Here is a 12,801-nt window from a genome sequence, read left to right as displayed (position 1 = left end):
GTGTTCCGAAAAAATTAGCGTGCTGGCACAAGCCCGAGTGAGTTCTCGGCCTCGCCAATCCAGCGGCGAAGCGCGGGATAGCCGCCGAGATCGAAGCCGCCCTCATGCGCGAGCCGCGTGTAGGCAAGCAGCGCCACATCGGCGAGCGAGAGCGCCTTGCCGGCCAGGAACGGCGTCAGCGCAAGCTGCTGCTCCATCCGCGCCAGCGCCGCATGGCCGCGCTTGACCTTCTCCGGATCGAGCTCGGAAGCGGATTTGCCGAGATAGCGCATCTGGAACCGGCACACGGCGATATAGGGCTCGTGGCTGTATTGCTCCCAGAACAGCCACTCATCCATCTTCGCGGCGGCGAAATCATCTGACGGGATGAGGTCGCTGCCACGGGCGAGATAGCGGATGATGGCGTTGGACTGCGCCAAAGCGCGGCCGTCGTCGAGCACGATCGTCGGCACCTGTCCGGCGCTGTTCATGCTCAGGAAGTCCGCACTGCGCGTCTCCTGCTTGAGGATGTCGACGTCGATCCATGTGTAGGGCAGCGCGAGGTAATCGCACACCCATTTCACCTTCAGGCAATTGCCCGATTTGTCGTCACCGTAGATTTTCATGGCTGGCTGCTGTCCTGCTCCCGAATGACAGAGCACCAGTGGAAACAGAAGCTGTCAACACATGGGGCACAAATGCGCCTAGAATTTGTAGCCGAGACCGGCGCGCACTGTGTTGATGTTGGTATCGACCGTTGTGGTGAAGCGGATGTATTCCCATTCCGCGCGCATGAAGAGGCCCCCGACCAGATTGATGTCGATGCCAAGGCCGGCCGTGTAGCCGTAGATCAGGTGATTGTGCACGGCATCGGTCGCGCGCAATGGCATCAACGGCCTGAAAGGTCCAAACGGATCGGCACTCACCGCGTCCGTAACGAGTGCACTATGCGAAATGTCGGCCTTGCCTAGCGCGAAGCCGCCGAACGCATAAGGTAGGAAGCATCCGAACGCATAGGCTGCGCGCCCCCGGAACGTCGCGATGTCCGAGATCGAGATCGAGGACGCCGAGGTGACTCCGACGTCATGGTAGCGGGTGTCGGTGAGAGGGGCGCCGCTCACAAGCTCCTTGCTGGCGCTGGCCGCGCCGCCGAAGCTGCCGTGCACGTAGCTCGCCTCCAGGCCGAGCACGACGTCACTCCATTGCCAGTTGTATCCGACAAAGGCTCCGTATGCGGACGAACGCGCCGTCTGCTTTCCGAGACCGAGATTCCATTGCGCAACGCCCATCTGCTGGACGATGTTGTCGGAAATCAGCGAGGAGATCAAAGATGACGGCTTGCTGTCGAAATTGGCATCGGACGATCCGTAGCCGGCTTGGCCACCAATGTAGAGACCTTCCCAGTAAGCTCTGGAGGTTGTCAGCCCATCGGTGAAGCTGCCGCGAAGCACCGGGAGATCGGGAAGATCGGCGGCCTCTGCGCTCGTCACCGCGCCACACATTGCCGCCGCCAGCAGAAACCTACGCATCGCACACGCCCCCAAATCGACTTAACCAAACCCGGAGACGATCATCGCTCGTTAACCTTAACCAATGGTTGTCACGCGCCGCGTTTGCCACAATCTTCCGCGTGATGGCCGCGCTTTCCACAAAACGAAAACGGCGCGGGAGCATCCCGCGCCGTTTGCAATCGTTAACCGATGAAGGTTCGTATTAACCTTTGCGCACCAGCGGCGGCGGTGCGTAGACCGGCTGCGGGCTGTCCAGATTCCAGCGCACGCCGAGCTTGAGATCGTGCGAGGTGATATCCCTGAAGTTCATTGGATTGTTGGTCGTGAAGCCCTGGAACGTCGTCACGGGTCCGGTCAGTCCCGAACCGAGGTCGACGTAGCTATAGGCGACTTCGAGCGTCAGGTTTGGACTGACCTTGTAGGCAAGACCTGCATGCGCCGCCCATGCGAAATTCCACTTGGAAGCCGAAGCGGCGGTCGCAAAGCCCGGCGCAATCACGCCGGGTGAGAAATCGGCAAGACCTTGATCAGTGAAATTGGAGACGGTCACGCGCGCTGCGCCAACACCGGCGCCGATGAACGGCGTCACGCACCACCAGGTGCCGAGATCGACATAGGCGTTGGCAAGGACAAGCCATTCCGACTTGCTTGCGTTGTAGTTGTCGGACCCTGCGCCAATAACTCCGCCGCCAAGCGGATAGGTCACGAGATCCTGTCCGTGAAAATTCGTCCTTCCACGATACTGACCGGTGATGTCGGCGCGGAACCAGTTGTTGAACTGATAACCGACACCAAGACCGAAGATGCCGCCGGTGTCGAAGCCGGTCTGCTGGTTCAAGGAGAGCAGCGGCGCGTACAAGGCGTTGTTGCCGTTGCGCACTTCCTTCACGCTCTGATTGCTGAAGCCGATATCGCCGCGCAGATACCAGCCGCCGAAATCTTCTACCGGCGGCGGTCCATAGGCCGGAGGCGGCGCGATCGGCATATCGGCGGCGAATGCCACCGAGGAAATCAAGGAGACCGCACCAGCGGCAAAGAGAGATTTAACGCAACGCATTGGCTTCGTCCTTTTGGCCAGTGAGGCGAGCAGGGAAGCCTCACGTCTGAAAACCCACGGCCGGACGATGGCACTAAATGCTTAAGCGGCGCTTAACCCTAATTATTAAGGTTGACAACCTCTGACGATTTTCCCGAAAGCTCGCGGTATTGCGCTATTCCCGCTGTCGAACAGAAAGCGGTCGCGCCACAAATGCTAACGATGCGTTGACGAAATCTTGGCTCTTGTCTTCGCGATTTCTTCACGCGAACCGGAATCCACTCTCAGATCAAGTCCGAGGGCGTGCTTCGCTCGAAAACGCTTTAATGCGCGTGGTTCGGCATTTTCGGCAGGAACACCGCAAGCAACCCGATCGCCGGCAGGAACGCGCAGAGCTGATAGATGAAGGCGATGTCGGTGTGATCGGCAAGCTTGCCGAGCACCGCCGCGCCCAAACCGCCGATGCCGAAGGCAAAGCCGAAGAACAGGCCGGAAATCATGCCGAAGCGATGCGGCATCAGTTCCTGCGCGAACACGATGATCGAGGGCGTCGCCGACGAGATGATCAGGCCGATGAACACGCTGAGCACGGCGCTGGTGACGAGGCCGGCATAGGGCAGTGCCAGCGTGAACGGCAGCGCGCCGAGGATCGAAAACCAGATCACGTATTTCCGGCCGAAGCGGTCGCCGAGCGGTCCGCCCACGAAGGCGCCAGCTGCGTTCGCTGCAAGGAAGATGAAGAGATAGAACTGCGCCGCTTGCGTCGAGACGTCGAACCTCTCGATCAGATAGAAGATGTAATAGCTCGAGAGGCTCGAGACATAGAGCTGCTTCGAGAACAACAGCGCGACCAGCACGGCGAGCGCGATCGTCACCCGCCGCCCGGTGGGCGCGTCCGGGTGCCGCTCGACGACCGCCGCCTTCCTGGTCACGATCTGCGGCTTGTACCAGGCACCGATGCGCCACAGGATCAGGATCGCAAGACCCGCAATCGAGGAGAACCACGCGATCGAGAGCTGCCCGAACGGCACCACGATCAGCGCCGCGAGCACCGGGCCCATCGAGGTGCCGAAGCTGCCGCCAAGCTGGAACACCGATTGCGCAAAGCCGTAACGGCCGCCCGAAGCGAGCCGCGCGATCCGCGCCGATTCCGGATGGAACACCGCCGAACCGAGCCCGACCAGCGACGCCGCGATCAGGATGATGCCGTAGTGATGCGCGCCAGCGAGCAGCAGCAGGCCGAAGAAGGTGAAGCCCATGCCCATCGCAAGCGAGAACGGCTGCGCCTTCTTGTCGGTGAAATGCCCGACCAGCGGCTGCAGCAGCGACGCCGTGAACTGGAACGCCAGCGTGATCATGCCGATCTGCGTGTAGTCCAGCGCGTAGGCGTCCTTCAGGATCGGATAGACGGAGGCGATCAACGACTACATGGTGTCGTTGAGGAAGTGCGAGAAGCTGATGCCCGCCAGTACGATGTAAGCCGGCCCCACCGCGGTCGCGCGGGCTGCCACGCGCGGCGTCACGTCTGATACCAGCACCGGTTCAGCCAGCGCTTCTTCTGAGACGGCAACGGGCTTGTTCAACGGAAATTCCTGGCAGGGAGCGGCGAAGCGGCAATCGGTGCTGCTTACGCCGCAGCAAACGCTGCGACCACCGACAATAGATGATGGCTGCGATGCTACCGGCGCGCGTTGGATCAAGAGCATTTAGAGAAGCGATGGCGGTGCTTCTCCCTCTCCCTGCCCTTCGCGGGGAGAGGGTTGGGTGAGGGGCTCTCTCCGCGAACACGGTGACCGACGAATTCGCGGAGGCTCCCCCTCACCCGGATCGCATCTGCGATGCGATCCGACCTCTCCCCGCAGGCGGGGCGAGGTGGGCGCGTCCGCTTCTCTACTGTGTTACGCAGCAGCAGCCGCGGCATGGCCGAGTGCGGAGACGATGTGATCGACGACTTCCTCGACCAGGAGGCGGTCGTCGCCCTCGCCCATCACGCGGATCACCGGCTCGGTGCCGGAGGAGCGGACCAGGAGGCGACCGTGGCCGTTGAGCCGCTTCTCGGCGTCGACGATGGCGGACTTGACCTCGGCATCATCGAGCGGCCTGCCGCTGCGATAACGCACATTCTTCAGGATCTGCGGCAGCGGATCGAAGCGGTGGCAGACTTCCGACACCGGGCGGCGGAGCTTTTGCACCACGGCAAGCACCTGCAGCGCGGCGACGAAGCCGTCGCCCGTGGTGGCGTAATCGGAAAGGATGATGTGGCCCGACGGCTCGCCGCCGAGATTGTAGCCATCACTCAGCATCCGCTCGAGCACATAGCGGTCGCCGACCGGCGTGCGCACCATGTCGAGGCCAATGCCCTGCAGGAAACGCTCGAGCCCGAGATTGGACATCACGGTGGTGACGATGCCGGGCTTGGCGAGCCGGCCCTCGTCCTTCCAGCTCTGCGCGATCACTGCGAGTAACTGATCGCCGTCGACCACATGACCGCGCTCGTCGACCAGGATCACGCGATCGGCGTCGCCATCGAGCGCAATGCCGATATCGGCGCGCATCTCGCGCACCTTCTTGGCCAGCGTTTCCGGCGCGGTGGAGCCGCATTCCTTGTTGATGTTGAAGCCGTCGGGCTCGACCCCGATCTGCACGACGTCGGCGCCGAGCTCCCACAGCGCTTCCGGCACCACCTTGTATGCGGCGCCATTGGCGCAATCGATCACGACGCGGAGGCCGTCGAGGCTCAATTCGCGCGGCAACGTGCGCTTGGCGAATTCGATGTAGCGGTCATGGACGCCGTCGATGCGGCGGGCGCGGCCGAGGCTCGCGCTCTGAGCGAGCCGGCGCTCGATCGGCTCGTCGAGCAGTTGCTCGATCTGCTTCTCGACGTCGTCGGACAGCTTGAAGCCTTGCGGCCCGAACAGCTTGATGCCGTTGTCCTCGAACAGATTGTGGGAGGCTGAGATCATCACGCCGAGATCGGCGCGCATCGACTTGGTGAGCATCGCGACCGCCGGCGTCGGCATCGGGCCGAGCAGCAGCACGTCCATGCCGACCGAGGTGAAGCCCGCGACCATGGCATATTCGATCATGTAGCCGGACAGCCGCGTGTCCTTGCCGATCACCACGCGATGGCGATGGTCGCCGCGCTGAAACACCAGGCCGGCGGCCTGCCCCACCTTGAGGGCGAGCTCCGGCGTAATCAGACCATTGGCACGGCCGCGAATCCCGTCGGTCCCGAAATATTTACGGCTCATATCACCCCCAAGTAAGGCCTGGGCTTCTCCAGCCACCTCAGCGAGAAGCCCGAAACATCATCAGGCAGGCGTTATAGTGCGTCGGCCGCCAAGACGGCTTCAAAATATATGATGAATCATTACCGTCGCCTGAAGGCAAGAGTTTAGGTTAATATATTGTAAAATAATGTATATTTCGGAGGCCGGAGTTCCTACGGACAGCGGCCGGCAGCCACTCTAGCGCTTGCGGAGGATGTGATGGTCGTCCTTGGACGGCGCCGGCTGGGTCACATTGACCGGGTCGGAGGCCGGAAAAGTCTCCTCCAACCCCTCCTCCAGGGACTCCTCGAGCGCCCGCTTTTCGCTCTCGGCATCTTTCGGCTTGGGGGTCGATCCGGTCATGGTGGCCTCCTACTAGGTCGGATTTCGCGGGGGCGATTTGGCAGATGATCCAACCATGCTAGATGACGGCGCATTCGCGAAATACAAGACGGGCCGGGAGCGTCCATGAAGCACATCACCTGCATCGAAGATCTGCGCCAGCTACACAAGCGCCGCGTGCCGAAGGCATTTTTCGACTATGCCGACCGCGGCTCCTATACCGAGGACACGCTGCGCGCCAACAGCGAGGATCTTCAGCAGATCAAATTCCGCCAGCGCATCCTGGTCGACGTCTCCAAGCGTGACCTCAGGACCACGATCCTGGGCGAGCCGGCCGCGATGCCGCTGATCCTCGCCCCTGTCGGCCTGCTCGGCATGCAGCATGGCGACGGCGAGATCTATGCCTGCCGCGCCGCACAGGCCGCAGGGATTCCGTTCACGCAGAGCACGATGTCGATCTGCTCGATCGAGGACATTGCGGCCGCCGTCGACAAGCCGTTCTGGTTCCAGCTCTACGTCATGAAGGACCGCGGCTTCATCAAGGCGCTGATCGAGCGCGCCATCGCCGCCAGGTGCAGCGCGCTGGTGCTGACCGTGGACCTGCAGGTGATCGGCCAGCGGCACCAGGACATCAAGAACGGCATGACCGTGCCGCCGGAATGGTCGCTGTCGAAACTGATCGATTTCGCCACCAAGCCTGCCTGGGTCTCGGGCGTGCTGCGCGGCAAGCGCCGCACCTTCGGCAATCTGGCGGGCCATCTCAAGATCGACCAGGACATCACGTCGCTGTCGACCTGGATCAATTCGCAGTTCGACACTTCGCTGAACTGGAAAGACATCGACTGGATCCGCAGCATCTGGCCGGGCAAGCTGATCCTCAAGGGCATCCTCGACGTCGAGGACGCGGAGATCGCGGCCAAGACCGGGGCGCAGGCGATCGTGGTCTCCAACCATGGCGGCCGCCAGCTCGACGGCGCCCCCTCCTCGATCGAGGTGCTGCCCGAGATCGTGGACGCCGTCGGCTCGCAGGTCGAAGTCATGTTTGACGGCGGCATCCGCACCGGCATGGACGTGATGCGCGCGCTCGCGCTCGGCGCGAAGTCCTGCATGATCGGCCGCGCCTATGCCTACGGCCTCGGCGCCGGCGGACAGGCCGGCGTCACCGAGGCGATTAACGTGCTGGCGAAGGAACTGCTGACGACCATGGGCCTGTGCGGCGTCAACACCATCGCCGAGATCGACGACAAGGTGCTGGCGGTTTAAGTCAACACGCGCGCGATGCCGATTGATGTGCCCTCGCCCCCTGTGGGAGAGGGCAGCTCCGGCATCGGCATCGAGCGCGTTTGGGTGAGGGGTTCTCTCCGCGAGTGCAGTCGCCCGCGGAGAGAACCCCTCACCCGTCGCGCATTTGATGCGCGCCACCTTCTCCCACAAGGGGAGAAGGGAAGGCAGCAACCCGCACTTACATCGGCGGCGTGATGCCGTCGCGGCCGACGCTGATGCGGTCGGCCTCGAGCGAGCCGTCGGGCGACTTTTTGGTGAATGCGATGATCTTGGCGCCCGCCTTGAGCTCGGACTTGTCGCCGGGGACGTAGGTCACGACAGGCGTATCGGGCGAGACCAGCATCTTCTTCTCGCCGTCCTTGTATTTGACGAGCAGCGTGTGGCCGTCATTGCTGACCACGGATTCGGCGACCGTCGCATTGGTCATGCTGCTGTTGGGGCGCGTGTCCCAGGGCCGCGAGCCCTCGCCGGTGCCGCGCATGTCCTCCGGGAAGACGTGAACCTCCACCGCTTTCGGCGTGCCGTCGGAACCCGGCACGGTCGTAGCGCCGATGAAGGAACCGACCTTGATGTCGGATAACGCGATCTTGACGATGCCGGCGACACGCGCATCGCCCGTCAGATGCAGCTTGACCTCCTCGCCGCTGCGCGATTTGACCGCGAGCGTGTCGCCGTCGACGCTTTCGATGGTGCCGCGCAGGCGCGACGACACCGGCGGCTGCTGCGCGATCGCATAAAGGGTTGATGCCGCAACCATGGCGACGGCAAACAGCGGGCGGGCGAGCGTGGAACGGTAGGGAGGCATAGCGAGAGCTCCGGGTGGATCATCTCTACAGAGACCCCGCTTTCGCGGCGATATTTCCCGCCCTCAAGCCTTTGTGAGATCGTCCTCGACCAGCGCACGCAGTTCCGGCGTCACTTGCGGGCGCTGGCCGAACCACAGTTCGAAGCCGCGCACCGCCTGGTGCAGGAGCATGCCGAGCCCGTCGGCCGTCTTCAATCCGCGCCCCTCGGCGGCTGCAAGCAGCGGCGTCTTCAGTGGAACATAGACGAGGTCGGCAACAACAGCATTTGACGGCAGCAAGCCGACGTCGAGCGCGAGCGCCGGCTGGCCGTGCATGCCGAGTGAGGTGGTGTTCACGAGCAGCCCTGCGCGCGGCAACAGATCGGCAAGCGCATCCCAGCCAGCCGGCTCGACGCGAGAACCGAACTGATCGGCAAGCGCGCGGGCGCGCTCGATGCTGCGATTGACGAGGTGAATGCGCGTCGTGCCGCGATCGAGCAATCCGAACACCACGGCGCGCGCCGAGCCGCCGGCGCCCAGCACCAGCGCTTCCGTCGCCTGGTCCCAGCCGGGCGCGGAGGCGTCGAGATTGTTGACGAAGCCTTCGACGTCGGTATTGGTCGAACGCAGCTCGCCGCCTTCGTACCACAGCGTGTTGGCGGCGCCGACCGCACGGGCGCGCTCGTCAGGCAGCGACAGCGCCAGCGCGCGCTCCTTGTGCGGGATCGTGACATTGGCGCCGACGAAGCCGTGGAACGCGAGATGCAACACGAACTCGGCAAAGCCTTCCGGCGGGATCGCTTCGATGTTGTAGCCGCCCTCGATGCCGAGCTTCCTCAGCCAGTAGTGATGGATCAGCGGCGAGCGCGAATGCGCGGCCGGCCATCCGATCAGGCATGCGGCGCGGGCTTTGGTCGGTGCGGTCATTGCAGTCCAATCGGACAAGCAATGCGGACTGTCAACATTCACTTATCCCGCACCGCGACGAACGCCGTAAGCCCGACGGCGGCGCCAGCGGCGAACCAGACCGCGGACAGATTGAGGTGGAGATAAGCGAGCGCGCCGACGGTCGACCCCAGCACCAGTGCCGCCCATAGCAGGAGGTTCGGCAGCCAGGCCCAGCGCGGGCCGCCGGTCAGCGCCGCCCCAAGGAGTTGGCCAGCCTTGACCAGCGCGCCGGTGACATAGGTGAGGCCGAGGCCGGCGCCGCCGCGGATCTGGAACATCGCATTCTCCAGCCCCATCGCGAACACGATGCCGCCAACCGCGGCCGTCGGCCAGCCGAATGTGTAGGCGAGCGCGGCGCCGACGAGCAGCAGCGCTTCCGTCAGCAACAGCCAGGTCTGGCGACGGCCGCCGCGCGCGAGCACGATCAGGCTGCCCGCCGCCGCGCCGAACACGAAGGTCACGATGATGCCGATGGTTTGCGCCGCCGCGAACCAGTTCGCCTCGGTCAGGTTGACGCCAAGACGCGTCGAATTGCCGCTCATGAAGGAGACGAACAGGCCGCCGAGATGCAGATAACCGATGCCGTCAAGATAACCGGCGAGCGCGCTCAGCGCGCAGGCCAGCGTCATGTTACGGCGCGAGTCAAGCATGCGTCACGCCGTCCACTCGTAGACCTCTTTCTCGTAGGCTTCGGTGAAGCCGGCGCGCAGCAGATTACGGTACGAATGTTCCAGCATGTACATGGTCTCGGAGACCTGCACTCTGCAGCCCATCTGCTCGGCACGTTCGACCCGCTTCGCAATCAGCGCCTGCTGCGCGCCGCGCTTGCGATGGCTTTCGGCTGTGGTCGCGGCCAGGAGATAGCCGATGTCCTCGAACAGGCAGAGCGCGGCAATCGCCACCGGCTGATTGCCGTCGAACGCCATGTAGTGAACGAAGCCCCTGCGGCCGGCCGAGCGCGCATATTCCGGCCACAGCGTGTCGCCGAGCTGATCGCGCGCGGCGTCGATCTCGTCGGTGGTCACTTCGCGGATGCCAAGACCGGTCGTGAATTGAAGCGGCGAACAGGCCGTGCGCCACAAGGTCGGATATCCGGTGCGACGCGCGCGCGACAGGCCGCACGCCTCGAGCCGCGCCCGCATCACGTCCATATCGGGACCCGGGCTCAACCAGACGAAGAAGCGCTTCACACCCTCAGCCGTGAACAGATCGATGAAGCGCGGGACCGCATCATCCGCCATCGCGGGATCAGCGCCGCAGAGATAGACGCGATTGAGATTGGCGGATGGAAAGGGCGCCTGACGTTCGGGATCGATGGTCACGTAGCAGTGACCGAACGGCGGACCGTCGAACTGCCGGCGCACGAGGCGGTAGGGCTGACAACGGCCGTCCAGCCATTGCGTCAGCCGCCGCATTTTCAAGGAGAGATCGACAACGTCCATGGCGATGCGGGGATCATGACCCTCGATCCGGGGCCATGATCCTAGCAACACTTATGCCGCCACGCGATGCGCCGCAATAATTTGATCGGCGGTCCGGCCGGTCACTTCAGCCATGTGATCGAACTGCCGGGTGAAGCTGCCGGCGCCGGCGGTGGCCGAGCGGAGTTCCACGATCAGGTCGCCGATTTCGGCTTCCGGCATGGTGGCGCGGACGCAGTCCCAGCCCGCCCAGCCCTCGCGGGTGTCGAAACCGAGGATCTGGCCCCGCCGCGCCGACAGGATCGCGTTGATCTTGGCGGTGGCGTCGGTCGGGCAGACGATCTCGACCATGTGGATCGGTTCCAACAGCACCGGATGACAGTTCGGCAGCGCCTCGCTGACGCCGATCCGCGCTGCGGTGCGGAACGCGAGATCGGAGGAGTCGACGCTGTGGTAGGAACCGTCGGTCAGGCACACATGGACGTCGACCACGGGAAAGCCGAGCGGCCCCTTCTGCAGGCCGTCGACCACGCCTTCTTCGACCGCGCCGATATAGTTCCGCGGCACTGCACCGCCGACCACGGTCTCCTCGAAGCTGAAGCCGGAACCGCGCGGCAAGGGCTTTACCTCGAGCACCACGTCGCCGAACTGACCGTGGCCGCCGGACTGCTTCTTGTGCCGGCCGCGCTGGGTGATCGGTTTCCGGATGGTCTCCTGATACCCGATCGCTGGCGGGTGCGATTTGACGTTGACGCCGAAGCGGTCACGCAGCCGTTCCACCGCGACGCGCAGATGCATCTCGCCCTGCCCCCACAGCACGGTATCGTGCGTGCGTGCGTTCTGGATCTGGGTCAGCGACGGATCCTCCTCGTTCAGCCGCAGCAGCGCCTGCCCGAGCTTGACGTCGTCCTTGCGGTCGGTTGCCGCGACCGACATCGCGAGCACCGGCGAGGTCGGCTCGACCTTCACCAGCGAGGGCGGCGCGGTCTTGCCGCTCGCCACGGTGTCGCCGGTCTTGATCGCGTCGATCTTGCCGAGCGCAACCGTATCGCCGGCTTCCGCGGAGGCGCGCTTGGTGTCAAACGCGCCGCCAGCGGCGAGGATACCGGAAACGCGGCCAGTCTCGCCGGACGAGGACGTCAGCGTCGCGCCATCGTCGAGACGGCCGGCGAGCAGCCGCGCCAGCGACAGTTTGCCACCGTGCTGCAAATGCACCGTCTTGAACACGTAGGCGAGCGCATCCTTGGTTTCGGGGGCGCCAAGGCGCTTGGCGGTGTCGGCGATACCGGGCGATTCATGGCGCAGCGCCTTCAGCAGGCGCAGCACGCCATTCTCGCGCAGCGCCGAGCCGAGCAGCACCGGGCAGATCACGCCTTCGCGCAGTTCGCGGGCGAGATCGTCGAACACGGCATCGCGCGGCGGCTGGATGTCCTCGAGCAACTGCTCCATCAGCGCGTCGTCATGGTCGGCGAGCTTCTCCAGCATCGAGAAGCGCGCTTCCTTCTCGCGATCGAGATTGCCGCCTTCGAGCGCGACCACCTCCGACGGCTTGTGCTCGCGATAGACGAAGGCGCGTTCCAGCGCCAGATCGACGAAACCCTCGATCAGATCGCCGTTCCATATCGGAATTTGCCTGAGCACCAGCGGCACGCGCGAGGCCGGCTGCAGCGTCGCGAGCGTCTCGCGGACGCGGTTGTTGGCGCGATCGATCTTGTTCAGGAACAGGAAACGGGGAATGGCGAGCTCTTCCAATTCGCGCAGGATGAGCTGCAATTGCGGCAGCTTCTTCTCGTCGGCCTCGCAGACCACGACCGCGGCATCGACCGCGGGAAGCGCCATGCGCATGTCGTGCGCGAATTCGACCGAGCCGGGACAATCGAGGAAGGTGTAACTGTCGCCCATGAAGGTCGTGGTGGCGGCGGTAAGACCGACGCTCATCTTGTGATTGCGCGCTTCCGCACTGGCATCGCCAACGGAAGTTCCGGCATCGACACTGCCGGCTGACCGGATCGCACCGGTTCGCGCCAAGATCGCTTCGAGTAGTGTGGTCTTACCGCTTTGGAAAGGGCCCACCAGTGCGACGCACCGTGGACCTCGGGGACTTCTGACGTCTTGTCCCATATTGCCGTCTCCTCGTCTGGAGCTCGGCCCTTGATTGGGTCGGCAATCAACAATGCTCCGCCCGTCGCGGGCGTTTGGCAAGCGGGAACACGCGCCAAAACGTCGC

General features: G+C 64.0%; 11 protein-coding genes and 1 pseudogene. 1 reads left to right on the top strand and 11 read right to left on the bottom strand.

Annotation, left to right across the window (positions count from 1 at the left end):
• Positions 1 to 14: 14 nt before the first annotated feature.
• The 6 genes and pseudogenes from AC5ZGW_RS16555 to AC5ZGW_RS16530 form a co-directional block, all read right to left on the bottom strand.
• On the bottom strand, positions 15 to 605 hold the full coding sequence (locus AC5ZGW_RS16555; protein WP_130227923.1) for a glutathione S-transferase family protein: 591 nt from the start codon (positions 603 to 605) through the stop codon (positions 15 to 17).
• Positions 606 to 683: 78 nt separating this feature from the next.
• On the bottom strand, positions 684 to 1,508 hold the full coding sequence (locus AC5ZGW_RS16550) for an outer membrane protein (RefSeq protein ID WP_028163854.1): 825 nt from the start codon (positions 1,506 to 1,508) through the stop codon (positions 684 to 686).
• 184 nt (positions 1,509 to 1,692) lie between these two features.
• A complete protein-coding gene (locus tag AC5ZGW_RS16545; protein WP_130227924.1) occupies positions 1,693 to 2,547 on the bottom strand; it encodes an outer membrane protein in 855 nt (284 codons plus the stop codon).
• Positions 2,548 to 2,849: 302 nt separating this feature from the next.
• Positions 2,850 to 4,109 (bottom strand): annotated as a pseudogene (locus tag AC5ZGW_RS16540) (MFS transporter).
• A 315-nt stretch (positions 4,110 to 4,424) separates the two neighbouring features.
• The gene (glmM, locus tag AC5ZGW_RS16535) at positions 4,425 to 5,777 is read right to left on the bottom strand and encodes a phosphoglucosamine mutase (protein ID WP_028163857.1); all 1,353 of its coding nucleotides are present in this window, start codon (positions 5,775 to 5,777) and stop codon (positions 4,425 to 4,427) included.
• Between the two features lie 216 nt (positions 5,778 to 5,993).
• On the bottom strand, positions 5,994 to 6,158 hold the full coding sequence (locus AC5ZGW_RS16530; RefSeq protein ID WP_165435371.1) for a hypothetical protein: 165 nt from the start codon (positions 6,156 to 6,158) through the stop codon (positions 5,994 to 5,996).
• A gap of 105 nt (positions 6,159 to 6,263) precedes the next feature.
• Between AC5ZGW_RS16530 and AC5ZGW_RS16525 the strand changes: the two genes are divergently transcribed.
• A complete protein-coding gene (locus tag AC5ZGW_RS16525; protein ID WP_028163858.1) occupies positions 6,264 to 7,400 on the top strand; it encodes an alpha-hydroxy acid oxidase in 1,137 nt (378 codons plus the stop codon).
• Positions 7,401 to 7,599: 199 nt separating this feature from the next.
• Here the strand turns inward: AC5ZGW_RS16525 and AC5ZGW_RS16520 are convergent, their stop codons facing one another.
• The 5 genes from AC5ZGW_RS16520 to AC5ZGW_RS16500 form a co-directional block, all read right to left on the bottom strand.
• Positions 7,600 to 8,178, bottom strand: a complete 579-nt coding sequence (locus AC5ZGW_RS16520; protein ID WP_463326989.1) for a hypothetical protein — start codon at positions 8,176 to 8,178, stop codon at positions 7,600 to 7,602.
• A 111-nt stretch (positions 8,179 to 8,289) separates the two neighbouring features.
• Positions 8,290 to 9,132, bottom strand: a complete 843-nt coding sequence (locus AC5ZGW_RS16515) for a shikimate dehydrogenase (RefSeq protein ID WP_463326969.1) — start codon at positions 9,130 to 9,132, stop codon at positions 8,290 to 8,292.
• Positions 9,133 to 9,170: 38 nt separating this feature from the next.
• Positions 9,171 to 9,803, bottom strand: coding sequence for a YoaK family protein (locus AC5ZGW_RS16510; RefSeq protein ID WP_130227925.1), 633 nt, complete (start codon positions 9,801 to 9,803; stop codon positions 9,171 to 9,173).
• A gap of 3 nt (positions 9,804 to 9,806) precedes the next feature.
• Positions 9,807 to 10,595: a GNAT family N-acetyltransferase gene (locus AC5ZGW_RS16505; protein ID WP_130227926.1), complete on the bottom strand. Its 789-nt coding sequence runs from the start codon at positions 10,593 to 10,595 to the stop codon at positions 9,807 to 9,809.
• Between the two features lie 51 nt (positions 10,596 to 10,646).
• Positions 10,647 to 12,695, bottom strand: a complete 2,049-nt coding sequence (locus AC5ZGW_RS16500; RefSeq protein WP_130227927.1) for an elongation factor G — start codon at positions 12,693 to 12,695, stop codon at positions 10,647 to 10,649.
• Between the last annotated feature and the right edge of the window lie 106 nt (positions 12,696 to 12,801).

Source organism: Bradyrhizobium sp. Crot121, from assembly GCF_059512385.1.
This window is presented reverse-complemented; position numbering and strand designations above follow the sequence as displayed.